The sequence below is a fragment of the Phycicoccus sp. Root563 genome (assembly GCF_001427915.1).
GTDB lineage: Bacteria > Actinomycetota > Actinomycetes > Actinomycetales > Dermatophilaceae > Pedococcus.
On record NZ_LMGM01000001.1, the window covers coordinates 3,570,992 to 3,596,421 of the forward strand.

The 25,430-nt window shown below is 73.2% G+C and carries 15 protein-coding genes; all 15 read left to right on the forward strand.

Annotation, left to right across the window (positions count from 1 at the left end; all coding sequences use genetic code 11):
* Positions 1–2: 2 nt before the first annotated feature.
* The 15 genes from ASD62_RS16880 to ASD62_RS16955 all read left to right on the forward strand — a co-directional run bounded on the left by ASD62_RS16880 (position 3) and on the right by ASD62_RS16955 (position 25,422).
* A complete protein-coding gene (locus ASD62_RS16880; RefSeq protein WP_082580906.1) occupies positions 3–407 on the forward strand; it encodes a TadE family protein in 405 nt (134 codons plus the stop codon).
* A 20-nt stretch (positions 408–427) separates the two neighbouring features.
* A complete protein-coding gene (locus ASD62_RS16885; protein ID WP_157581523.1) occupies positions 428–871 on the forward strand; it encodes a pilus assembly protein in 444 nt (147 codons plus the stop codon).
* Entirely contained in the window at positions 868–1,338 is a 471-nt protein-coding gene (locus tag ASD62_RS16890) for a pilus assembly protein TadG-related protein (protein ID WP_056916960.1), read from the forward strand. Before ASD62_RS16885 ends, ASD62_RS16890 begins: the two co-directional genes overlap by 4 nt.
* A 406-nt stretch (positions 1,339–1,744) precedes the next feature.
* Entirely contained in the window at positions 1,745–8,524 is a 6,780-nt protein-coding gene (locus ASD62_RS16895; RefSeq protein ID WP_056916961.1) for a hypothetical protein, read from the forward strand.
* 3,896 nt (positions 8,525–12,420) lie between these two features.
* Positions 12,421–13,623, forward strand: a complete 1,203-nt coding sequence (locus ASD62_RS16905; RefSeq protein WP_056916963.1) for an acetyl-CoA C-acetyltransferase — start codon at positions 12,421–12,423, stop codon at positions 13,621–13,623.
* 60 nt (positions 13,624–13,683) lie between these two features.
* Positions 13,684–14,646 (forward strand): methylmalonyl Co-A mutase-associated GTPase MeaB, encoded by a 963-nt coding sequence (gene meaB / locus ASD62_RS16910; RefSeq protein ID WP_056916964.1) that lies wholly within the window; start codon positions 13,684–13,686, stop codon positions 14,644–14,646.
* Between the two features lie 118 nt (positions 14,647–14,764).
* A complete protein-coding gene (locus tag ASD62_RS16915; protein ID WP_056916965.1) occupies positions 14,765–16,375 on the forward strand; it encodes a serine/threonine-protein kinase in 1,611 nt (536 codons plus the stop codon).
* A 68-nt stretch (positions 16,376–16,443) separates the two neighbouring features.
* A complete protein-coding gene (locus tag ASD62_RS16920; RefSeq protein ID WP_369796211.1) occupies positions 16,444–18,123 on the forward strand; it encodes an FAD-dependent oxidoreductase in 1,680 nt (559 codons plus the stop codon).
* Positions 18,120–18,560 (forward strand): DUF4265 domain-containing protein, encoded by a 441-nt coding sequence (locus ASD62_RS16925; RefSeq protein WP_056916967.1) that lies wholly within the window; start codon positions 18,120–18,122, stop codon positions 18,558–18,560. Before ASD62_RS16920 ends, ASD62_RS16925 begins: the two co-directional genes overlap by 4 nt.
* Positions 18,561–18,563: 3 nt before the next feature.
* A complete protein-coding gene (locus ASD62_RS16930) occupies positions 18,564–19,148 on the forward strand; it encodes a GNAT family N-acetyltransferase (RefSeq protein WP_056916968.1) in 585 nt (194 codons plus the stop codon).
* 47 nt (positions 19,149–19,195) lie between these two features.
* Positions 19,196–20,269: a GNAT family N-acetyltransferase gene (locus tag ASD62_RS16935; protein WP_056916969.1), complete on the forward strand. Its 1,074-nt coding sequence runs from the start codon at positions 19,196–19,198 to the stop codon at positions 20,267–20,269.
* Positions 20,270–20,355: 86 nt separating this feature from the next.
* Positions 20,356–20,664: a thiamine-binding protein gene (locus ASD62_RS16940; protein WP_056916970.1), complete on the forward strand. Its 309-nt coding sequence runs from the start codon at positions 20,356–20,358 to the stop codon at positions 20,662–20,664.
* 132 nt (positions 20,665–20,796) lie between these two features.
* Positions 20,797–23,889, forward strand: a complete 3,093-nt coding sequence (locus tag ASD62_RS16945) for an FtsX-like permease family protein (RefSeq protein WP_056916971.1) — start codon at positions 20,797–20,799, stop codon at positions 23,887–23,889.
* A complete protein-coding gene (locus ASD62_RS16950) occupies positions 23,886–24,731 on the forward strand; it encodes an ABC transporter ATP-binding protein (protein ID WP_056916972.1) in 846 nt (281 codons plus the stop codon). Before ASD62_RS16945 ends, ASD62_RS16950 begins: the two co-directional genes overlap by 4 nt.
* The gene (locus tag ASD62_RS16955) at positions 24,724–25,422 is read left to right on the forward strand and encodes an ABC transporter ATP-binding protein (protein WP_056916973.1); all 699 of its coding nucleotides are present in this window, start codon (positions 24,724–24,726) and stop codon (positions 25,420–25,422) included. Before ASD62_RS16950 ends, ASD62_RS16955 begins: the two co-directional genes overlap by 8 nt.
* Positions 25,423–25,430: the final 8 nt, after the last annotated feature.

A 25,430-nucleotide genomic window follows, 5' to 3' on the forward strand; every position in this document is an offset into this window, starting at 1 on the left:
GCATGGCGATCAGCGACCGCCGGGGGGTCCGACGACCGCGCGAGTCAGGTGCTGCGGTCGCGGACTTCGCCATGGTGTCCGCGCTCGTGACGCTGCTCTTCGTCGCCGTGTTCCAGCTGGGTCTCGCGCTGCACATCCGCAACACCCTGATCTCCTGCGCCTCGGAGGGCGCGCGGCTCGGGGCGCGCGCGGGCGCCACGCCCGAGGAGGGTGCCCAGCGGACCCGCGACCTCATCCGGACCTCGCTGTCTCCACGGTTCGCCGGCGACGTCACCGTGAGCACCACCGAGGTGGGCGGCGTCCGGGTCGTGGTGGTGCGGGTGCGGGCCCCGCTGCCCGTCCTCGGTCCGCTCGGGCCCGACCGGAGCCTCGACGTCGTGGGCCGCGCCTTCCTGGAGTCCCAGTGATCCGACGGCTCAGGCGAGAGGTGGACAGGCTGCGCCACCGAGGCGAGCGCGGCAGTGCCGTGGTGGAGTTCGTCGTCCTGGGCGTGCTGATGCTGGTGCCGCTCATCTACCTCGTCATGACGATGGCGCGCCTCCAGGCCGGGGCGTATGCAGCGTCGACGGCTGCTCGCGAGGCCGGCCGCGGCTACGTCACAGCGACCTCGCAGGAGGCTGCCGAGCCGCGCGCCCTGGCTGCGGCGCGAATCGCCTTCGAGGACCAAGGTTTCGACGAGGCGGAGGGAGCGTTGTCGATGGACTGTGACGGCGATCCGTGCCTGCGGCCCGAGGGACGGATCGAGGTGGTCGCGACGGTGACGGTGCCGTTGCCGTTCGTCCCGGCGTTCGCACGCGACGTCGTCCCCCTCGAGGTCCCGGTCTCGGCCAGCCATGTCGCGGTGGTCGACCGCTTCCGGACCCGTCCGTGAGCAGCGTCGACATCCGTCGCGCCCTCGCCCGCCGTGGCGAACAGGGTCAGGTCAGCATCCTCATCCTCGGCTACACCGTCGTGGCGATCCTGCTCGTCGTCGGCACGATCGCCGTCACCTCGGCCCAGCTGTCCCGGATGCGCCTGCTCGATGCCGCCGACGGGGCCGCCCTCGACGCCGCGGACTCCCTCGACCTCGGCGCCTACCAGGACGGCATTGGCACGGCGGTTCCCGTCAGCGACGCCACGGTGGCTGCCACGGCAGAGCACTACCTCGCGGCGCGGCCGCTCCCGGTCGGGATGAGCTCCTGGGGGGTGACGAGGGGCACCGGCAGCCCGGACGGTCGGACGGCAGTGGTCCGGCTGACGGGGGAGGCGGACCTGCCCCTGGTGGGCGGGTTGCTCGACGCGTTGGGGGGTTCGGTGACCATCACGGTCGAGTCCCGGGCCCGGTCGGTCGTCCGGTAGGGCGGGAGGGGGAGGGGAGGGGGTGTGTTGCGGCTACGTCACTGATCGCGGAGCGCGATCAGTGACGTAGCGGCGTCGAAAGGGTGGACCGGGACTGGGCGGTGTCGAGTTCGGCGGCGGCCTGCTCGAAGATGGCCTCACCCCGACCGCGTGACGATCCGCGACACCGGCGCCGCGCGTCCACGGGCGACGGCCGTCCGGAATGACGGTGTTTGTGGCGGCGCTGATGGCGGTTCTGTGACAGGCCGTTGACCGCGGCGCCTCCCCGCTGGTTACCTGCAAACAGCACCATTGGCTTGCATTCGCTGGGGATTGGCTGCGAGGGGGAACCTGCGGCCGACCACTTGTCCGGGCGCCCTGACGGGCCGTCCTTCGTCGTGCCCGCACCCGCTCAGGGAGGTATGCCGTGTCGCTGTGGGACGAGCTCCCCGCCGGCGCGCAGAGCTCCGGTGCCCTCGACCAGGTCAGACCGCTCCTGCAGGGGCTGAACGCCACCGACGACGGCCTGCAGACCGACGAGGACGGGACCTGGCACGCCTACACCGCCAGCGGCACGTGGCCCACGCCCATTACCCTCGATCCGGGCTCCGGAGGGTTCGGCAACGGCGGCACCACGAGCACGACCCCCATCGAGTTCCCCGACCCCACGGTCAGCGTCGAGCTCGCCCTGCACCAGTCGGGTGGTGTCGGCGACGGCGGCTGGCGGGTGACCCTGGGCGTGCCGATCGTCCTGGTACGACTGCCGTTCCTGCGCGGCGCCGAGCTGGACGGTCAAGGCCAGCTGCGGGCCAACGGCATGCCCGTCACCTTCACCCTCCCCGCCCTGCGGATCCGGGCCAAGCAGCTGAGCGGCCAGTCGGTCGGCGTCGAGCTGCTGTCCGCCGAGACCGGCGGCACGCCGGTCGACCACATCTACGAGTTCATCTCGATGAACCCGCCCCACGCCCTGGTCGGTCCGTCGGACGTCGTCGGCTTCGCCTTCCGCACGGCGGTGCTCGACCTCTCCGGCACCGCCGGCCCCGGGGTGCCGGCCGAAGCGCGCGCGATGCCTGCCGACTGGCAGGGCTTCTGGCTCCCCGAGGCCCGGCTCTTCGTCGCCCCGACCGGGCTCCAGGGTGTCGCGGTGAGCGCGGGGGTGCGCGACCTGTGGATCGGCCTCGGCGTCCACGCCGGCGTCACCGGGATCTTCGAGGCGGAGGTGGTCAACCGCGGCGGCACCCCGACCATGACGGTGAGCTTCCGCACCGCCTCGGGGGAGTGGATCGGCGACCCCGGTACGGGCGCCGCACAGGTGCCGGAGCACGCGACCCTCTTCGTCGACACCGCCGGCGGTCTGGCTCCCATCACCGTCAGCATCGACGTCGACGGCACGGTCACGACCGACGACCGCGTCGAGGTCACCGTCCCCGCGACGGGCAGCCTGTCCATCACGGTCACCGCGACCGACGGTGCAGGGAACCCGACCACGCGCACCTTCAGCGCGGTGCGGCGCACGGACCCGAGCGGCACCGGTGGCAGCTCGACGGTCACGGTGACGCCGACCAACACCCGGCCGCACGCCATACGGGAGGTGCCGGGGGCGGGGACCGCCACGATGGTGCGGCTGACCACCGACCCGCCGGTGCCGGCGAACTGGACCTGGGCGGGTGGCTCGGTGGGGCCGTCCGTGACCGCGGACGTCCCCGTCGCGGCGGGGGCCCGCGTGGACGTGACCGCGACGCTCCCGGCGACGCAGCCGCAGGTGATCGACGCGTACTACCTGTTCGCGAAGCCGGATCCCTTCAACCCCACCATCACCGGGGCGCTGCACACGTGGGCGAGCAACCCCGACAACGTGCGCACGGGGCAGGCGTCGAGCCGCGACAACGCCGGAGGGTCTGCCCCACTGACCCAGGCCCTCACGCCGGCGGTCATCGCCCAGATCGGTGCCGGCACGGCCCTCACCGTCAAGGGGTATGCGTCATGGGAGGGGACCCAGCACGACACCCCCGCGGACGCGGACTACAACCGCAAGCTCAGCGAGCGCCGCCGCGACGTGATGGTGGACCTGTTGCGCAGCAAGGGTTTCACGAACGTCACGGCCGGGAGTGCGGACGGGTTCACCCTCGCGAAGTCGCAGACGACGTCGGTCGAGGGGACCACGCCGCCGCCCGCGGCAGGCAGCGGCGCGTGGTGGCGTGCCCGGGCCACCACGGCGGGGAACGGTGAGGAGACGATCACCGCGAGGGTCGAGCGCGTCGTCACGCCGCCGCCGCGCGAGGTGGACCGCACCCCGCCCACCGGTGGCCGGCCGGACTGCTTCCGCAAGATCGGGGTCCGGGTCGAGCTCCTGCGCAGCACCTTCATCCGGGCCGAGGTGTACGGCGAGTTCGACATCGAGACCGCCGCGGAGACCGCCCTGCGCCAGCACGGACAGCAACAGCTGCGCCAGGGCGCACGCAACCCCAGCGACGGCATCTGCACGTTCCTCGTCCGGCTGCGCATCGCCGAGGACCGCGACTCGTGGCTGGTCAGCGCCGAGTTCAGGGCGGCGGAGGCGGACCTCGACGGCCTCGCCCAGATGGACCTCGCCCACTCCAACCCCAACGCCCTCAACGTCCTCGGCGCCCTGAGCATCCTCGCGCCGCTCAGCTCCGCCGCAGCCGAGCTGAGCCCGGCCGCCGGCGCGCTCGTGTCGCTCGGGAGCATCGCCCTCGGTGCGAGCAGCCTGATCAACACCCAGAAGATCATCCTGCGCGGCGGCGAGCTCGTCGTCAGCCAGGGGGTCATCGCCCCCGACGGCTCGGCGACCGTCGACCCGCGCGGCACGACGGTGAGCATCCTGCTCGACATCGAGGTCACCTTCACGTTCGACCTGACGATCGTCCGGGTCAACCCGGAGCACCCGGTGACCACGCGCTACAAGGCGATCGGTGTCCGCTCGTCGTGGAACACCGCCCCCAACCCGTCGAACCCGGGCCACGTCGACTACCTGCCGGTCCCGGTGTTCGACCCCAGCAAGGGCTACAGCCTCGACATCCCTGCCGGCGCCCTCACCGCCAGCCCGCCGCTCGACGAGCTGCTGCGGGTCCTGGGCTTCCGCGTCAGCCGCGACAACCCGACCTACATGGAGGTGGAGGTCGGGCTCGGCCTCGACCTCGGCATCGTCACCGTCGAGACGGTCCGGATCAGGGCGCGGCTCGACGGTCCTTTCGAGCTCAGCCTCACCAAGCTCGCCGCCTCGATCGACGTGCCGGGGACGTTGCACGGCAGGGGATCCCTGGAGTTCACGCCGCTCGGGTTCAAGGGCTACTTCGACCTCACCGTCACGCCCATCAACCTGCGTGCCAGCGCCGTCCTCGCCGTCGAGACCCGCGACGGCGTCACCGGGGTGCTCATCGGGGCCGAGGTCGAGCTCCCCGTCCCGCTGCTGCTCGGCAACTCCGGCCTGGGCATCTACGGCTTCCTCGGCGGTGTGGGGATCAACTACACGCGCAACGAGGCCCCGTATGCCGCGCGGCCGGTGCCCGCCCTCGACTGGCTGCAGGCGCAGCTCGAGCGGGGCACGGTCATGCACCCCGACGGATGGACCGTCACCCCCGGCGGGTACGCGTTCGCGGCGGGCATGCTGCTCGGCACCGTGGACGGCGGGTTCGTCGTCAACCTCAAGGGCATCGTCCTCATCGAGGTGCCCGGCCCGCGCCTGCTGCTGGTCATGAAGGCCGACGTCCTCAAGCTGCCGCCGGTGCTCAAGGACTCCACGCAGAGTGCGACGTTCCTCGCCGTCCTCGACATCGACTTCGGCCGCGGCACGATCACCCTCGGCATCGTCGCCGCCTACGAGATCAAGAGCCTGCTCAAGATCCGCGTCCCGGTCACGGCGTTCTTCGACACCCGCAACCCCCAGAACTGGCTCGTCGACCTCGGCTCCTACGAGGACCGCGTGACGATCGAGGTGCTCGACGTCATCACCGGCAGCGGCTACCTCATGGTGCACGGCAACGGCATCACCATCCCCGTGCTGCCGCCCGTGACCGGCGGGATGGCCATCGCCACGGGATTCCACATCAGCTGCGTCCTCATGGGCAGCAAGGCGGTGGGGCTCTACCTCGAGGTCGCCGGCGGCTTCGACGCGATCCTCGGGTTCGACCCGTTCTTCCTCGCCGGCAAGATCTACGTCCGGGGCGAGCTGCGGCTGTTCATCATCAGCATCGGGGCCAGCGCGGAGCTCGACGTGCTCGTCGGCCGCACGACCCCGAGCAGCCCCGACGTCACCTACGTCCACGGCGAGGTCTGCGGCGAGGTCGACTTCTTCTTCTTCAGCGTCAAGGGCTGCGTGTCACTCACCATCGGCTCCCAGCCCAGCGAGACCCTGACGCCGCCACCGCTCGTGGCGGGGGTGAGCCTGGTGTCGCGGTCGCCCGCCCTCGTCGAGGGCACCGGTGGCGAACGTGCCATCGACGGCAAGCTGGCGGACGCCCTCGGGGACGGTGTCGCGGGCACACCGCCCACGGTGCCGCTCGACGCCATACCGGTCGTGCTCTTCAACACCGCGCCCTCGGTGGGTGGGCCGGTGCTGGGAGGTGCGCCGCTCGGCAACAGCGGGGCGCGGCCCTGGGTGCGGCTCGGGGACCGCTGGTGGACCTACCAGGTCACGTCGGTCACGCTCACCGGCGACCTCCAACCGGCTGCTCCCGCGGGCAAGACCCCGAGCTCGTGGTGGAAGCAGACCTCGCCGGCGGATCCGTCGTCCGGTCCGGCGCTGGCCCTGCTCAACTGGCTGCCGACGCCGTTCAGCCGCGCACTGCCGTACGGCGAGGCCCTGACCACGAGCGTCACCGACCGGTGGGGGACGGTGTGCAACCCGGCGGCGCCACCCGCCCCCGTGCTCTGGACGTTCGACGGGAAGGCGCCCGGGCCGAGCACCGTCGGGTGGCACCTCACCGGCATCCCCTGGCCCGACCCGCCCGACACGCTGCGCACCCGGCCGGTGCACGCCGACTGCGACGTCACCGAGGCGTGGCGCACGGGCGACCCGGCCATCGACGTCCTGCAGGGCACCAACCCGGCCGTGGTCGTCGGTGACGCCGTCCGCTGCTGCGAGAAGCAGCCGGGTCGTCCCCAGCCGAACCCGCTCAAGGGCTGGGTCGCCACCGCCGGCGCGACGTTCTCGCACCGGGCCGCCGCCACCGACGAGCGCGCCTGGGGCGAGGTCGCTGCGGCGCTGGCAGGCGGAGCGAGCCTCGCCGACGTGCAGGCCACCCGGCTCGGCCAGGGCTGGGACCCGGCGCTGGGTCTGGCCGTCGGGGTGGCCGGCCCGCAGGCAGCCGGCGTGGCCGTGGGTCGGGCCGCGTCCGTCGGGCTCGGCTGCGAGGGACGCATCCTCAGGTCGCCGGTGCTGGACTCCGACGAGCCGGCACCCCGCGGCACCGAGTCGGACATGGAGCGGGTCAAGCGGGCGTGGGACCGGCTGAAGTTCCAGCCGGGCGACCTGCGCGACGTCCTGCGGGTCACCCCGGGCGGCGGGGCGGGCGACCTGACCATGCTGCTGCTCGTCCCCGAGGAGGTCTTCATGGACCGCCTCGTCGTCCGGTGGCTCGACGCCAAGGGCCAGGTCCTCGACCAGCGCGGCCTGGGCTCCGACGACCGGGTCGACACCGACAACCCGCTGCCCGGCACCTGGATGGACGGCGACGGGCCGTGGGCCGACCCGATCTGCCGGGCCGGCCAGGTCGCCGCCCGCACGGCGGCACGGGCCACCTGGCCGCAGACCCTGCTGCTGGTGGGCTCGCGTGACCTGAAGGAGGTCGCCACCATCGAGATCGGTTGGGACACAGGGCGGTTCCCGAAGGACCAGCAGCCGCCCGCCTTCCACCTCGTCGCGATGACGGGGGTCGTGACCAGCGAGGCATCCCGCTGGGAGTGGGACAGCTCCGTGGTCTCCAGCGAGCAGGAGGCCATCTCGACCGCGCTGGCCCAGGACCCCGACGACCACGCGCTGCTCGTACCGGGCCGGTCGTACACCGTGACGGTCGCCTGGAAGGCCGCGTCGGTGAAGCAGGACGCCGAGCCGACGGTGGCCCCGACCTGGGACGGGGGGCACAGCGACAGCTTCCGGTTCGCCGCCGACGGGGCGGACGAGTCGCCGAAGGACCTCTCGCCGTGGCTGCTGGCGACGGCGCCCGGCATGGACGACGTCGGCGTCCTGTGCGCCGAGCCGATCCGCATCGCCCTGGCCACCCAGAACGTCACGGCCCTCTTCGACGCCTACGGCAAGGAGCTGCGGGTCATCGTCCTGGCCGCCTCGGGCAAGCACCCGGTGCCGCCGGGCGGCGGGGCCCCGGGGAGCGCGTTCACCGTGCCCCTCGAGGTCGACGGCATCCACCTCAAGAAGGCCCTCGGGCTGTCCGTCACGACCCCGTGGGAGGAGGCGGTCGTCGAGGTGCTCAGCCAGGGGCAGCAGTGCATCGACGTCTCGGGTGAGCGGACCCACCACGACGTCCTCGAGCTGCCCTACGACCTGGAACCCCTCACCGACTACCTCATCGACATCCACGCCGTCCCGAAGGGCGCACCCGCAAGTGCGCGGGCCCTCGTGCACCGGATCGGCTTCACCACCAGTGCCTTCGGCACGGTCGCCCAGCTGGCCGGACTTCTCCGGGAGGCGCGCTGGCGCCATACCGTGGTCCCGGCGATCGGACCCCTCACGGCCCTGCCGGACGCACCCACCGGCGACCAGCTCGACTCCGCGTTCCAGGCCGCGGGGCTCACCGTCCCGCAGACCCCCGGCGCGCCGGTCGTGCAGGTCCTCTGGTCGACCGACGCCGTCCCCGCCCCGCTGGCCGTCGTCGTCGAGTGCAGCGAGACCCTGTGGCGCAACAGGCTCATGCCGACCCAGGTCCAGGGACCAGTCGACTCGGTCGACCCCACGCACCACTGGTGGGCTGCGCGACCGACCGACTGGTTGTCCCTGCAGGCGAGCACCGCTGCGGCACCGGCGGGTTCGCTGCCCGCCGCCGGGATCACGCGCATCATCCGTGGGCCCGGTCTGGGGCGGGCGGTGGTCCTCCTCGGCGCCGGTGCGCGCGGCACGCGGGTGGCCCTCGACCTCGTGGTCGCCGCCGATGCCCTGGCCAACGCCCCCGAGTCCCGGGCGGTCGCCGTCGACGTCCCGCTCCAACGCGCACCCTGGGAGGAGGAGCTCTGATGGCACGCAGGTCCGACTCGTCGCTGTTCCGCGCCAGGGCCGTCCGACTGCCCTGGGCGACCCTCGCCGCTCGGCAGCGCGCGCTCCTCCGCCGGCTCGACCACCTCGAGGCCGGGACGCATGCGGCGTTCGACGACCGCCGGCTTCAGCTGCGCTACATGGACATCCACCTCAGCTGGGCGTGCGGTCCGGGCCTCGGGGTGCCCCGCAGCGCGTTCACCGTCTGGACGCGCAGGCCGAAGGACGCGCCGAAGCGCACCAAGGCGTTCGTGTCGTCCGACCGCATCCCCCTCGTCCTCTGGGGGCCCGTCGAGGCCGGCTGCGTGCAGGTCACCTGCCGCCCGGTCGACCCCGGCCAGCCGGTCGCCGTGCTGCTGTTCCGCACCGGTGACGACCCCGACCACGTCGTGGCGGCCGGCTCGCTGCAGCCGCCGAGCGCCGACCCGCTCACCATCGTCGTCCGCACGTCCGGGGCGACGTACGCCAAGGTCGTCAACGGCACCGACATCCGCGTCTCCATCGACCCGCTCGAGCGGATCGTCGACGACGACGGGTGGAAGGAGCTCGAGTACGTCGGGCTGCCGGTGGACCAGCCGTTGGCCGGGTTCGAGTACGACACCTCCGACCAAGGGCCCGTCGACCGCCTCATGCCCCCGGTCGACGCGGCCGTCCACCGGCTGCTGCGCGGCGGCCCACCCCTGGGCTGGGCACCGGTCACCGAGTCCGGCCGGGCCGCGCCCCCCTGGCAGGCCCCCGACCCCAAGCTGCTGGTCGAGGAGGTGCGGCGCGACCTGTTCCCCGAGCTGCCCGCCCTCTACGACCCGGGGGTGCGCGAGTACCAGCAGTTCGCCGTCACCAGTCCCCGGGCCGTCGACCCGCCACAGCAGGACGGGCGGACGTCGTCGCTCGGCACGACCGCCGACACCGGCCCCTGGCCGATGCTCATGCTGCCGGCCCTGAGCGACCCCTTCCTCAACCTGGCCACCGGGTTCGGCGCGAGCTACACGATGGAGAAGATGGACGACCTGCAGGTGGCGGTGGGCCGTTGCGACTTCCTCGTCACGGCGAAGTACTCCCGGCTGGCACCGCCGGAGCGCGGGGGAGGGGAGTTCGCGGCCTACGCCCCTGCTCCAGAACCGCACCTCCTCGTCCCCACACCCACGGGGCTCACCTCGGAACGCGCCGGCCTGGTCGGCCCGGTCGTTCCCGACGCGCCGTGGCGCGAGTCCGTGCGGCTCAGCTGGGACCGTGTGCCCAAGGCCGCTGCGACGTCACCGGTGACCGAGTCGGCGCTGGCGAGGTTCGACCTGATGACCGCAGGACCAGCGGTGTCACTGCTGCCGCGACGCGACGCGGGTGGCGACCGGCCGCTGCTCGTCACCCCCGACGGCCCTGAGGGCGAGGCGGGCAACAACCGCATCGCGCTCGTCGACGGGGGACAGGAGATCCCCATCGGCAGCGGTGGCCGCCACCTCGGGTACGCCGTCGCGGTGAGCGACCTGCACGGGCTCTGGTCGCCGTGGCAGGACGTGGCGTGGAACGGGGACGAGCCCGCACCCCAGCCGACCCGCCTCATCTCCGTGGCCCTCGACACCCGGTGGACCGGGTCGTCGTCGTGCCCCGGCACGCTCAAGGCGGAGGTCGCCGTCGAGTGGGAGGAGCGCACGCCCACCCAGGTCGACCTCGTGGCGATCTACTTCCCCATGGCCTCACCGACGGCCACGCCGCCCGCGGGCCTGTCCCCGGATGCCGTCACCCCGCCCGGGTGCTTCCGCCGGGACCTCGGGTTCACGTTCGCCGGCGACACCCCGGTCCCGTCGGGCTGCACCGTCCGACCGCTGTCCGCCGACGGCACCGAGACCGCCGTGCCCGGCCCGGCCCAGGGCGACGGCGGTCGCCGCTACGCCGTGGTCGCCGACGTGCCGACGCTGGACTTCTCCGGCACCGGACGCTGGGGGGTGCAGGTCTGGACCCGGCGCCAGCTCCTCGTCGGCGCCAGCCCCACCCCCTGGGCGCCCGGGGAACCCCACCCCGCCCGCACCAGCGCCGCCAGCCCCGTCCCGGTCGTCCCCCTCCCGCCGCCACCGCTGCCCGGCGTGCCCCTCGGCAGCACCCTCGACGCGCAGGGCTGCAGCCACGTGCGGGTCGCGTGGTCGCTGCCCGGTGGGGCCGACGTGCGTACCTGCATCGTCTGGGAGGTCAACGAGACGTCCCTGCGCCAGCGGGCCGGGCTCGCGCCGAAGGCGCCCGACTCGACCGTCCCCGGCCAGCGGCTGGTCGACCTGCGCAGCGCGTACGACGCGATGACCCCGACCCAGCGCCGCGCCGCCTTCCGCAGGTTCCAGGAGGTCGACGGGGCCGTGCGCACCTACGACGCCACCCTGCCCAAGGGGTCCACCGACATCCACCTCTTCGTCGTCACCACGATGACGAAGTCCGGGGTGGAGAGCCCGTGGCCGGACTCCGGAACGCCCCACGAGCACCTCCAGGCCGTCATGGCGCCACGGCTGCGACGGCCGTCACCTCCGCTCGCGCGCCCGTCCGTCGCCCTGGACGGCACCGTCACGATCCGTCTGTATGCCGCGAGCGACATCGCGGTGCAACGGTTCAGGCTCCATCGCACGACCTCCGAGGAGGCGGCCCGCGACGTGTCGACGATGGGTCCAGCCTTCGCCGACGTGGTCGTCACCACGGTCCCGTCGCCCGCGGACGTCGACCCCGTGCTCGGCCAGCCGGTCTGGTCGGCCACCTGGACCGGCACCCTCCCGGCGCGGTGGGACCCGTGGCTGCTGCGATCGGTCGCCGTGCCCGTGGACACGGTGCCCGCGAAGGCGGAGCGGGGGCTGCCGTCCGCAGCCTCCGACGTCGTCGCCGTCACCGTCCCACCCGGTGCCCCCGAGCTCGAGCCGCTCACCGCCGACGTGTGGGGAGGCGACCACCGGGGGGTCGTCGTGCGGTCCGCCACCTCGGCTCCGCCCCGCGTGCTGCCGGCCGGCGTGCACCGCCTCGACGGGTCGGCGGGCGCGGACGAGGTCGCTGCCGTCGCCCTGCCCGACGTCGCGCTCACCGCACTGACCACGCCACCACCCGCCGCCGCGACGACCCCGACGTTCGAGCAGGGCGCCAGGGTCGCGGGACGGACACCGCTCGCCCTGTGGTTCACCCGCCCGGTCGCCGGCGACCCGGTCGACGTGCGGGTGCGGCTGGTCGACCCGCTCGGGCGCGAGCTCACCCGGGACCTCACCGTGCCGGGGTGGGTGGAGCCGCCCCCGGACGTCACGGTCTCGCTGGTCGACGTCTTCGCCATCGCCGGCCGCGGCGTGCACGTCGGCATCCGGACCGACGCCAGTGCCCGGCGGCGGCCCCCCTACGTCTTCGAGGTCGTCGCCTCCCAGCGCCTCGTCGGCCCAGTGGTGCTCCCCGACGGCCCCGTCCGCTTCCCCCGCGGCGCCGGTGGTGGCGCGGGTGGAGGCGGTGGCCTCCGTGGCGGGTTCCGTCGCGGCCTGCCGTTCCCGGTCGGGCCGTTCCCGCCNGCGGGCGCGGACCCTGACCGGGACGTTCCCGTTCGACGAGATCCCGTGGGCCTCCGACGGGGTCCCGAGGAGCGGCGAGATCGTCGTCGTGCGCAACCGGCTCCGCCGTGGTCTCGGCGCTCCGCCCCCGTACGAGGCCTTCATCCCCCTCACCGGTGCCCTGTCCATCTCGGTCACCGTCGTCAGCCCCGAGGGACAGCGGGTCACGGCGACGGCGACCACGTGAGGTCGCGAGGTGGGTGACGAACCCACCTCGCGGCATACCGGCGTGTGGTCAGGGCCACCCGCCCGGGCGGTCCGACGCCCCGGTGGCCGGACTACAGTGCCGGGTGAACCACACCAATGGCGCTGGAGGCTTGAACCATGTCTGACCGTCCCGTTTCCGTCATCGTCGCGGGGGCACGCACCCCGATGGGCCGCCTGCTGGGCTCGCTCAAGGGCTTCTCCGGGGCCGACCTCGGTGGCGTCGCCATCAAGGGGGCGCTCGACAAGTCCGGTGTCGCGCCGGAGCAGGTCGACTACGTGATCATGGGCCAGGTGCTGCAGGCCGGCGCGGGGCAGATCCCCGCCCGCCAGGCCGCCGCCAAGGCCGGCATCCCGATGGACGTCCCCGCCCTGACCATCAACAAGGTCTGCCTCTCCGGCATCAACGCCATCGCCATGGCCGACCAGATGATCCGCGCCGGTGAGGTCGACATCGTCGTGGCCGGTGGCCAGGAGTCGATGACCAACGCCCCGCACCTGCTCGAGAAGTCCCGTGAGGGCTACAAGTACGGCGACGTGACGATGCGCGACCACATGGCCTTCGACGGCCTCTGGGACGCCTTCACCGACCAGGCGATGGGGCTGCTGACCGAGCAGGCCAACACCGGGTCGCAGGAGTTCACCCGCGAGCAGCAGGACGAGTTCTCGGCCCGCAGCCACCAGCTGGCCGCTCGCGCCTGGAAGGACGGCCTGTTCGACGACGAGGTCGTGCCGGTCTCGATCCCGCAGCGCAAGGGCGACCCGATCGAGTTCCGGTCCGACGAGGGCATCCGCGCCGACACGACGACCGACTCCTTGGGCAAGCTTCGCCCGGCGTTCTCCAAGGACGGCACCATCACCGCCGGCTCGGCGAGCCAGATCAGCGACGGCGCCGCCGCAGTGGTCGTCATGAGCAAGGCGAAGGCCGAGGAGCTCGGCCTCACCTGGCTGGCCGAGATCGGCGCCCACGGCATGGTCGCGGGTCCCGACTCGACCCTGCAGCAGCAGCCCGCCCGGGCCATCGCCAAGGCGTGCGAGCGCGAGGGCATCACGCCGTCCGACCTCGACCTGGTCGAGATCAACGAGGCCTTCGCGGCCGTCGGCCTCGCCTCGGCCAAGGAGCTCGGCATCGACCTCGACAAGGTCAACGTCAACGGCGGCGCGATCGCGCTCGGTCACCCCATCGGCATGTCCGGTGCTCGCATCGCCCTGCACCTGGCGCTGGAGCTCCAGCGCCGCGGTGGCGGCGTCGGTGCCGCAGCCCTCTGCGGCGGCGGTGGCCAGGGTGATGCGCTCATCGTCCGGGTCCCGAAGACCGCCTGACTCCCGACCCCCGAGACCCGAACCCTCGAGGCACGAACCCACCGACCGGAGGACCACCGCTTGGCTCCCCGCACCGTCGACGTCCCTGCCCTGGTCGAGTCGGCCAGGGCAGGCTCGCCTCGCGCCGTCGCGCGCCTGATCAGCCTCGTCGAGGACGCGCACCCGGCGCTGCGCGAGGTGATGGCAGCGCTCGCACCGCACAGCGGCTCGGCGCACATCATCGGCGTCACGGGCAGCCCCGGCGTGGGCAAGTCGACGTCGACGAACGCGCTCGTCGCGGCGTTCCGCGCCCGGGGCAAGCGGATCGGGGTGCTGGCGGTCGACCCGTCCTCACCGTTCTCCGGGGGAGCGCTGCTCGGCGACCGGATCCGCATGCAGGACCACGTCCTGGACCCCGAGGTCTACATCCGCTCGATGGCCAGCCGTGGACACCTCGGCGGTCTGTCCTGGACGACCCCTCAGGCCCTGCGCGTCCTCGACGCCGCCGGGTGCGACGTCATCATCGTCGAGACCGTCGGCGTCGGTCAGTCGGAGGTCGAGATCGCCGGCCTCGCCGACACCACGATCGTCCTGCTCGCCCCCGGCATGGGTGACGGCATCCAGGCCGCCAAGGCCGGCATCCTCGAGATCGGCGACCTGTTCGTCGTCAACAAGGCGGACCGCGACGGGGCCGACGCGACCGTCCGCGACATCCGGCACATGATCTCCCTCGGTGACCGTACGGAGCCGAACCTCTGGCGCCCCCCGGTCGTGAAGACCGTCGCGGCACAGGGCCAGGGGATCGACGAGGTCATGGAGGCGCTCGACAAGCACGTCGCCTGGATGGAGGAGACCGGCACCCTGCGCGAGCGCCGGGTCCGTCGTGCCGGAGACGAGATCGAGGCCATCGCCCTCCAGCAGCTGCGCGCCAAGATGGGCGACCTGCGGCACGGCAGCGGGGTCGACCAGCTCGCTGCGCAGGTCGTGGACGGCGCCACCGACCCGTATGCCGCCGCCGACGAGGTCGTCGCCGCCCTGAGCTGAGCTGCGGACCACCCCCGCTGCCCGGCCGGGTCCGTGCAGCGTGGTACCCAGGTGTGCTGGAGTGTCGAGGGGACGCCGCACGCCATAGGGTGATGGGCGACCCGACGAAAGGATCCCTGTGCAGCCCGAGGTCATCGCCGGACGCTACGAGGTCGTGCGCGCCATCGGCAGTGGCGGGATGGGCACGGTGTGGCTCTGTCTCGACACCGTCCTGGGCCGCGAGGTCGCCGTCAAGCGGGTCGGGGCCCTCCCGGGTGAGCCGGCTGCTGCGGCCCGCGCCATGCGCGAGGCCCGGATCGCCGCCTCTCTCAACGACGCGAACACCGTCGGGGTCTACGACATCGTCGACCAGGACGACGCGCACTGGCTGGTCATGGAGTTCGTCCACGGCCAGAGCCTCGCCGAGACGATCCGCGACGTGGGCGCACTGTCGCCGACCAGGGTCGCCACCATCGGGTCCGCCGTGGCCGGGGCACTGGCCCGAGCCCACGAGCGCGGGATCGTGCACCGCGACATCAAGCCCGGCAACATCCTCATGGACCAGGCCGGGACGCCCAAGATCAGCGACTTCGGGATCGCCCGGGCGCAGGCCGACGACCAGCTGACCCAGACCGGGTTCATGACCGGTACCCCCGGCTACCTCTCGCCCGAGCTGGCCCGTGGCGGCGACCCGACGTCGGCGTCCGACGTGTGGGCCCTCGGCGCGACGCTCTACTACGCGGTCGAGGGTCACCCGCCCTACGAGTCGCAGGCCAACCCGCTCGCGACCCTGCAGGCGATCGCCTCCGGGGAGGCACGGCCCATGGAGAAGGCCGGGCCTCTCGCCGGCGCCATCGCCGCGATGATGCACGCGGACCCAGCGCAGCGCTGGGACATGGACACCGCCTCCGAGCGGCTGAAGCGCATCGCCGCAGGGGACACGACCATGGCCCTGCCGGCGGGGACACCCCTCGGGGCCGTCGGCGCAGGGGCTGCCGGCGCTGCGCTCGGGGGCGCTGCCGCCACCGAGCTCATCCCCGAACCGGTCGGGTCGACGCAGCGCCTGCAGCCCGATCCCGTGCCGTACGACGACCCCTTGCCCCCCGGCCCCCCGGCCGGGTACGGCCCCGGGGACGGTGCGGACGGTGCGGACGATGGCGACGGCCGCAGGCGGCGCTCTCCTCTCGTACCGATCCTCGTGGGCCTCGCGGTGCTGGGCGTGGTGGCGCTCGCGTACCTCCTCACTCGCCCCAACGGCACCGGTTCCGACACGGCCACGACGCCGCCCGTCACCACGACCGCCCCCGCCGTGACCAAGACGCCCTCGAAGTCGACCAGCTCCAGCTCGTCGAGCACGAGCAGCACGAGCACCACCAGCAGCACGACGACGACGCAGACCCCGTCGACCACGACGACCACGACGACCAAGGCGCCCGACAACGAAGGGCTCGCCGCGTTCATCAAGAGCTACTACGCCGACGTCACGAAGAAGAACAAGCGGGACCAGACCTTCGCCGAGCTGACCCCGGCCTACCAGAGCACGACCGGTGGGCGGGACGGTTACGAGACCTTCTGGTCGACGATCAAGTCGGTGGACGTGGGCCAGACCCAGGCGGACGCGTCCGTCGGCACGGTCATCGTTCAGCTGACCTTCCACAAGGAGGACGGCAGCGACTCGCAGGAGACGCACCGCATCACGGTGGAGCCCAAGGGCGACTCGTGGTTGATCAGCGGCGACGGCCAGGCCTGATGTCCGCGGCGGCCGCTACCGACGCGTCGCCGACGCCCGCGCGCGTCCGCCCCGCCCTGGTCCTGGCCGTGGCACCCGAACACCTGGCGACGGTCGACAGCGAGTTCTCGAGGTACGCCCGCGACTATGAGATCCGTTGTGCCGACAGCGTTTCCGGGGCGCGGGACGTGGTGGCGGCCGCGCTCGAGGAGGGGCAACCGGTGGCGCTGCTGGGCATCGGCTGGCACCTGCCCGGAGGCGGCAGCGAGCACGCGAGCGGCCTGGAGCTCATGGACGAGCTGCACGCCCTGCTGCCGACCGCCCGCCGCATCTGCCTCACCGCCCGGGGCGACTTCGGGTTGTCGCTGCCCAAGCTGCGCGAGGCCCTGCAGCAGGGGCGCATCGACACCTACCTGCTCGTGCCGCAGGGACCACGGGACGAGGAGTTCCACACCGCCGTCACGGAGTACCTGTCGGACTGGGGCTGGACGGCGTCCACGCCCGAGGTCGAGGGCGTCAAGATCGTCGACGGCGGCAACTCGGCCGAGGTAGCGCGGATCCGTGACTTCCTCGACCGGATGGGCATCCCGCACGGGGTCCACCGGCCCGACAGCGAGACCGGGCGTGCCGTCATCAGCGGCCTGCCCTCGGTGCAGAGCGGCGCGGCACCGGCGTTCCCCGTCGTGGCGTCCGGTGTCATCGGGGTGGGCGGCCAGGTGCTGGAGGGTGCCACCGCGCGTCAGGTCGCCCGCCTCGTCTACGGCTCACCCCAGGTGGTCGACACCGACGACGTCGCCGACCTCGTGGTCGTCGGCTCCGGTCCCGCGGGCCTCGCTGCCGCCGTCTACGGCGCGTCCGAGGGCCTCGACACGGTGGTGCTCGAGGAGGACGCCGTGGGCGGGCAGGCCGGCACCAGCTCGATGATCCGCAACTACCTCGGGTTCCCCCGGGGGATCTCCGGTATGCGGCTCGCGCAGCGGGCACGCTTCCAGGCCACCCGGTTCGGGGCACGGATCTACACCGGCCTCGCGGCCGAGTCCCTCAACCCGGCCTCGGCGCCGGGGGAGGCCCACACCATCGAGACCGAAGGTGGGCCGCTGCGGGCTCGTGCCGTCCTCGTGGCCACCGGCGTCCGGTACCGCCGGCTGGGCATCGAGTCCCTCGAGGAGCTCGTCGGGCTCGGCGTCTACTACGGCGCGGCCACCAGTGCCTCGCGCGAGATGGAGGGCAAGGAGGTGTTCGTCGTCGGTGGCGGCAACTCGGCCGGTCAGGCCGCGGTCCACCTCGCCCGCTACGCGCCCTCCGTCACCCTCCTCGTCCGTCGCGCCGACGTCGCCGCGACGATGTCCGACTACCTCGTTCGAGAGATCGCGGCGACCGCCCGGATCACGGTGCGGACAGCCACGCGGGTGACCGACGGGGGAGGTGACGGGCACCTGGAGTGGCTGGAGCTGACGGGGCCGCAGGGCCCGGCCCGGGTCGACGCCGACGGACTCTTCCTCCTGCTCGGGGCGGACCCCTGCGCCGACTGGCTGCCCGACGCCGTCGAGCGAGACGACCGCGGTTTCGTCTACACCGGCAGGGAGGTGCCCAAGCACCTGTGGACGGGAGGTCGGCCACCGGCCGCCCTGGAGACCACCGTCCCGGGGATCTTCGCCGCGGGCGACGTCCGGGCCGGCTCCATGAAGCGGGTCGCATCGGCCAGCGGTGAAGGGGCCGCCACGGTCGCCCTCGTGCACGCCCACCTCACCCCGCAGGAGACGCCGTGACCCCGCCCGCGCACGCCTGGGTCGCCCTCGAGCAGGACGAGGACGGCTACCCGCCCTTCGAGGCGGAACGGCTCGACGTCGAGGTGCGGCACGACGGTGCGTGCACCGTGCTGGCCGTGCCCGTGTTCACCAGCGGCATCGCCGTCGACGACATCGTCTCGGTCGTCCAGGTCGAGGACGACGACCGCTGGTGGGTCACGGGGGTCCTGCTCGCCTCCGGCCGAGGGACCGCCCGGATCGCCCCGTTGGGCTCGACGACGACCGCGCAGGTCGTGGCCGAGCTGGCGGCGCACGGGTGCGTGGCGACCGCCACCGAGCACGGACTGGTCACGGCGGACCTCCCTGCGGACGTCGACGGCGCTGCCCTCGCCGAGCTCCTCGACACCGGGAGCGCCTCGGGCCGCTGGCAGTTCGACCTGGGCGTCGAGCCCGGCTGAGCCGTGCTGTTCGCTGCCAAGCCGACCCTCACCGGGGAGCGGGTCGTGCTGCGGCCGTTCGAGGACGGTGACCTCCCGGCGATGACCGAGGCGGTCGCCGACCCGGAGGTCGGTCGGCTCACGGGTTCGTTCCACACCACCGAGGAGACGGCGCAGCCGCCGGACCGGGAGCGGCTGCGCGAGTGGTACGCCACCCGGAACGCCCAGACCGACCGGCTCGACCTCGCGGTCGTCGACCGGGTGTCCGGGGAGTGCGTCGGCGAGGTCGTCCTCAACGAGTGGGAGGAGGCCGACGCGAGCGTGAACTTCCGGATCCTCATCGGTCCCCGGGGTCGTGACCGTGGCCTGGGCACCGAGGCCACGCGGCTCGTCCTGGCCCACGCGTTCGAGGTGGCCGGCCTGCACCGGGTGTCCCTGGAGGTGTACGCGTTCAACCCCCGGGCGCAGCGCGTCTACGCCAGGGCCGGGTTCGTGCGGGAAGGGGTGCGCCGCGACGCGCTCCGGTTCGACGGGCAGTGGGTCGATGCGATCCTCATGTCGGTCCTCGAGGACGAGTGGCGTGAGCACCGGGGGCACCCGACCGGCTGACCCGAAAACCCGTTGTGGGGGCGGCGCCACGGGCCGACACTCGTTGCATGACCGCACCGAGCACCTCGCGCACCACGATCACGGCCGCCCACCCCGGTGCGGCCGGTGGTGGATTCGTCGTCCGGCGGCTGGCCGTCGACGACGACGCCGAGGTCGCGGCCGCGCACGTGGCGATGACGGCGTCGCGCAACCACGGCCGCCCGTGGGCGAAGCGGACGTCGTTGCGGGAGCTGCTCGTCGACCTGCGGTCGACGAGCACGATCGAGCGGCTCGAACCGTGGGTGGCATTGGTCGGGGGCGAGGTCGCCGGTGTCGGGATGCAGTGGTTCCCGCTGCTCGACAACACCCGTTTCACCTGGGGTGAGGTCGACGTCCACCCCCGGTTGCGACGCCGAGGTGTCGGCGGTGCCCTCGTGGAGCGGATCGTCGACCGCACCCGCGAGGACGGGCGCACGACGGTGCTCATCGAGAGCCACGTGCCCGACGATGCGCGGGAGGACCACCCCCACGTGCGGTTCGCCCAGCAGCACGGATTCGCCCTGGCCAACACCGAGATCCGGCGGCTCCTCGACCTGCCGGTCGACCCGCCGAGGCTCGACCAGCTGGCCCGCGAGTCCGCGACCAGGCACCAGGGCTACCGAGTGGAGTCCTACGTCGGGCGCCTCCCGGAGGGGCTGCGGCAGTCCTACTGCGACTGCTGGAACCAGCTGGCCGTCGATGCCCCCACCGGGGACGTCGACTTCGAGGCCGAGTCGCTCTCCCCGGTGACCTACCTCGAGGAGCTCGACCGCATGACGCGGCAGGGGCGCACGACGATCCACACGGTCGCCACGACGCCGGCCGGCGAGGTGGTCGCGTACAACGACCTCGTCCTGTCGGCTGACGACCCCGACGAGGTGATGCAGTGGGGGACCCTGGTGCGCCGCGAGCACCGCGGTCACCGGCTCGGGATGGCGGTCAAGGTGCGCGGCCTGCAGGAGCTGGCGCGAGTTGCCCCCGCCTCGAAGCGGGTGCAGACCTGCAACGCGGAGCAGAACGCGCACATGGTGGGGGTCAACGAGGAGCTCGGCTTCCGACGCGTCGAGGCCGTGCTGGCCTACCAGCGCCACGTCGGAGGCTGACGCCCGCTGCACCGGAGGCGGGCGTCCGTGGGGGCGCGGGACCGGGTCGGGGAGGAGGACCCGGTCCCGCGGCATACGGTGGGGGCATGCTCGTCGCCTTCTCCGTCGCCCCGTCCGTCGCCGCCGACTCCACCGGCTCGGTGAGTGAGGCCGTCGCGGCCGCGGTCGCCGTCGTCCGCGCCTCCGGCCTCCCGCACCGCACCGACTCGATGTTCACGACCATCGAGGGGGAGTGGGACGAGTGCCTGGCCGTCGTCAAGGGCGCGGTGGACGCCGTCGCCGCCTACGGGCCGAGGGTCTCCCTCGTCCTCAAGGCCGACATCCGCGACGGTTTCACGGGTGAGCTGACGGCGAAGCTCGACCGCCTCGAGGCCGCCATCGACGCGCAGGAGTAGGTGCGGCGTCCGGCGCCCCACGCCGTGAATCGTTGCCGGAATGTGCCCTTCCGGCGCACGTTCTCACCCTAAGGTCGTCCGGGAGGCGCCGAGGATGAGTCGGCGCCCGCTGGCGCGGGGAGGCGAGGGGACATGTGGGCAGCGATCAGGTATCGCCGCGCCCAGGCTGTCGTCCTCGTCCTGCTGTCCACCCTCGTCACCGCCTGCGCGGTGTTCGCGCCCCTCTACGAGCGGGCCCTCGAGCAGTCCCTGCTGCGTTCGGCCGTCGACGGTGCGCCGGTGGCCGACACCGCCCTGGTGGCTCGCGGCGGGCGTTCGGCGATCAACCCGGACCTGAGACCAGCTGGTCTGGCCGCCGCCGTCCCGGCGCAGGTGCAGGCCCTCTACTCGGCACCGATCGGCCAGATGTCCGACGTCATCAACATCGTGCCGCGCACCGGGCTCAAGGCGTCGCCGGGGCGCATGGTCGCCCGTTCCGACGTCTGCGCCCACCTCACCCTCACGATGGGGAGGTGCCCGGCGGCCGCCGACGAGGTCCTCGTGTCGGCCAAGGACCAGAAGGCCTGGAACTGGCAGCTGGGCCAGCGCTTCACCACGACCGTGCCCGGGCCGGACACCAACGTCTATCCGCGCCCGCCGGACGCCCAGGCGAAGCTCGAGGTCGTCGGAGCCTACGAGGTGAAGCCCGACCCGAGGTACTGGCTCCGCACGACGCTCGACGGCAAGTCCGGCACCCTGCTCGTCGTCGGCACCGAACCCGTCCCGGCGATCGACGACTTCGTGACCACCGAGGACACGTTCGACCAGGCGTGGGGGCAGGTGACGTCGACCCTGAGCTTCCCCCTGCGTCGCGAGCTGCTTTCCGTGGACAACCTCGACGAGGTGACCGGTGTGATCGGCGCCCGGGCGAGCACCTCGAGCCAGGGTGGTGCCCTCGTCGAGAGCGAGCTGCCGCTGGTCATCCAGGCCGTCTCCGGCGGACAGAAGCAGCTGCGTGTCATCGTCCCCCTCCTCATGGCCCAGCTGGCCCTGCTCGCCGGGGCGATCCTGCTGCTCGTGGGGCAGGCGGCCGTCGAGCAGCGCCGACCCGAGGCCGCACTCGCCCGCCTCCGCGGGCGCAGCCGCGAGGGCGCGGGGCGACTCGTCATGGCCGAGCTCGGCCTCACGGTCTCCTTGGGCCTGCCCCTCGGGTTCGGCCTCGCGTTGGCCCTGTCGGAGGTCGTCCGGCGAACCCTCCTCGCGCCCGGGGTGCCGTTCGAGGTGCCGGTCCTGTCCGTGGCGGCCCTGGCCGCGTCCGCGGTCGTGTGCGCCCTCGCGATCGTCGTCGCAGTGCGTCCACTGCAGCGGCAGGCGATCTCGTCGCTGCTGCGGCGGGTGTCCCCCAGCCGGGCGGGTGCGTTCGCGGTGGTCGACATCCTGGCCGTGGCACTGGCAGTCTTCGGCATCGTGGGGCTGGCCACCCGCACCCTGACCGGACCGCTGGCCCTGCTCACGCCGACGCTCGTCGCTCTCGCCGGTGGCCTCGTGGTCTCGCGGCTCGCCGTCCCGGTGGCCCGTTCCACCGGCCGGACCAGCCTGTCGCGGGGACGGATCGGCCCGGCGCTGACGGCCTTCGGGCTCCAGCGTCGTCCGGCGATGCGCAAGGTGGTCACCGTGGTCAGCGTGGCCGTCGCGCTGACCGTGTTCGCCGCGAACGCCGTGGTGGTGGCCAACCGCAACTGGACGGCTCGCGCCCAGCTCCAGACCGGGGCCCCGCTCGTCCTCGAGACCGACAGCGTGAACCCCACGACGCTGGCCAGGGCCGCCCGCGCCATCGACCCGTCGGGGGACCGCGTGACCCCGGTGGCCGTCATCAGGCAGACCGCCGCCGGGTCGACCCCCACCATCGCCGTGGACGCCGAGCACTTCGCGTCCGTGGCCTACACCCCGGCCGGCCAGGACCTGCGGCTGGCGGCCCTGAAGCCGCCGCCGGTCGACACCGTCATCCTCAAGGGACAGCGGATCACGGGAACCGTGACCTGGAGGCTGAGCTCCGAGTCGGACGTCCTCTCCGGACCGTCGCCGGCCAGCCCCGCCGACCTCGCACCCGTAGAGATGCGCCTGCTGGTCACCGGGCCCGACGGCACCGCGCTGATCCGCCAGGTGACCACCTTCCCCGCCAACGGGAGCGGCAGCCGGCAGCTGTCGACGCCGCTGCTCTGCCCCGAGACGTGCCGGCTCGCCGGCATCGACTTCCGTCCCACCGACCCGGCAGCCAAGACCGTGTCCGGCACCGTCACCGTCCGTGGCCTCGGCATCGACGGCACGTCCATGGGGATCTCCTCACCGAACAGCTGGAACCCTTTCGCCCCCGTGGCGAGTGGCACGACGGACGCGCTGGACCTCGCCAGCCCCTCGGCCGACACCATGGAGTTCCGCCTCCGGAGCACGGGCGTCGCCGTCGCCCGCACGTATGGCGACGTCCCCGCCAAGGTGCCCGGCCTCCTCGCCGGCGGGGTGCCGCCCGGGGGGACTGCGGCGGCGTTCACCGCCCCGAGCCTGACCGGTGCGCCGTTGTCGGTCTTCTCGGCACAACGGCCCGGCGCCCTCCCCGTGGTGGGAGCCCGTGGGGTGATGGTCGACTACGCAACCCTGCAACGGCTCGGCGGAACCCTCACCTCCGGTGGCACCCTGTCGGTCTGGCTGCGCGACCCCGGTCAGGCGGACGAGGTTCGAAAGGCCCTGCGCGACAACGGCATCGGAGTGCTACGGACCAACACCTACGACGCGGCCAAGCAGCGCCTCGACACCTCGGGCTCCGGATGGGGTGTGCGGCTCGCGGTCTTCACCGGCCTGATGGCCGTCGTGCTCGCCGCCCTGGTCGTCATCGTCATGACGGTGACCGGTTGGCGGGTCGTGGCCCGGGACCTGGCTGCCCTCCACATGGCCGGCGTGCGGATGAGCGTCCTGCGGCGCGCCCTCGTGCGCGAACAGCTCGTCCTCGTCGGCGTCGGCACCGCCGTCGGCACGGTGTGCGGCGCCCTCTCGGCGCTGGTCGCGATGCCGCTGCTCCCGTTGTTCGACGACCCGTCGGCCCCGGTCCCGGCGGTGCAGATCGCGCCGTCGGTGCTGGCCATCCTCGTGGCCACCGTCGCCTGCCTCCTCGTGCTGCTGCCCGTCGGGGCGGCTGCCGCGGTGGGCTGCGGTCGACGGATCGCGCTGCGCCGCATCAGGGAGTCCGTGTGAAGGCCGGTCTGGGCGTGAGCACCCGTGGCCTGGTGCACATCTACCGTGCCGAGGGCCACGACGTCGCGGCGCTGTCGGGGGTCGACCTCGTCGTCGACCCCGGCGAGGTCGTCGGGCTGCTCGGTCCCTCGGGCGCGGGCAAGTCTACGCTGCTCACGCTGTTCGGCGGCCTGATGCGCCCCAGCGCCGGGCGGGTCCGGGTGGGGGAGCACGAGCTGTCCACGATGACCGAGCCGGAGCTGGACCGCTTCCGTGCCGCCGACGTGGGGATCATCCTGCAGGGAGCTGTACGCAACCTGCTGCCCTACCTGACGGCCCGACAGAACGTGGAGTTCGCCCAACGGTCAGCCGTGCGCGCCGGCCGTGGGGTGCCCGCGGCCGGTGAGGTGCTCGAGCTCGTGGGGCTCGGCCACGCCGCCACCGCACCGCTCGACTCGTTGCCCCCGGGCCAGCTGCAGCTCGCGGCGCTCGCCGTGTCGCTGGCCAGCCGGCCGGGCCTGCTGCTCGGCGACGAACCGACCAGCCAGCTGCACCACACCTCGCGCGACGTCGTCCTCGACGCCCTGCACCGGGTCAACGAGGAGTGGGGCACGACCATCGTCGTCGTCACCCACGACCCCGACGTGGCTGCGCGACTGCCGAGGACCGTCACGATCCGCGACGGTCGCGTCGGCAGCGAGGGGCGCGCCGGCGAGGAGTATGCCGTCGTGTCCGCCGACGGGTCGCTCCCGCTCCCGGCGGCGGCCGTCGACGCGTTCCCGCCGGGCGCCCTCGTGCGGGTGCACCACGTCGACGGGGTCTGGACCCTCATCCCCCAGGTCGGAGGTTCGTCCGATGACTGAGCGCCACTCGTGGGAGCCCGACGAGGAGCTCGAGACCCCGCCGCTCGTCGTGGACGCCGTCACCGTCCGGTACGGCGACACCGTCGCCGTCGACGCGGCCTCGTTCGACGCCTACGCAGGTGAGTTCATCGCGGTCACGGGTCACAGCGGTGCAGGCAAGTCCTCACTGCTGTGGGCCCTCGCCGGGGCGGTGCCCGCCGAGGGCGGGGTCCGGCTCGGCGACGACCTGGTCACCGACCGCTCCCAAGGGGCGTCGCTCGGCATCGAGGTGATCCCGCAGGGGAGTGCCCTTGCGGTCCTGCTGACGGCGCAGGAAAACCTCGAGCTGCCGCTCCTCGCGCGCGGGGTGTCCGCCGAGCACACCCGCCACCGGGTCCAGGCGGCCCTCGCCGCCGTGGGCCTCGAGGAGTCGGGCAGCCACCTCGCCGAGGAGCTGAGCGGTGGACAGCAGCAGCGCGTCGCGGTCGCTCGCGGCCTGGCCCTGCGGGGCCGTGTGCTGCTCGCCGACGAACCCACCTCGGAGCTCGACCACGACAACCGGGAGAAGGTCCTCGCGTTGCTGCGGGCGGAGGCGGAGCGCGGCGCGATCGTCGTCATGGCGACCCACGACCCGGAGGCCGCGGCGCAGGCCGACGGGGAGATCCGTCTCGATGACGGACACCTCGAGACGGTGCGCGTTCCCCGCAGCTAGCCTGCTGC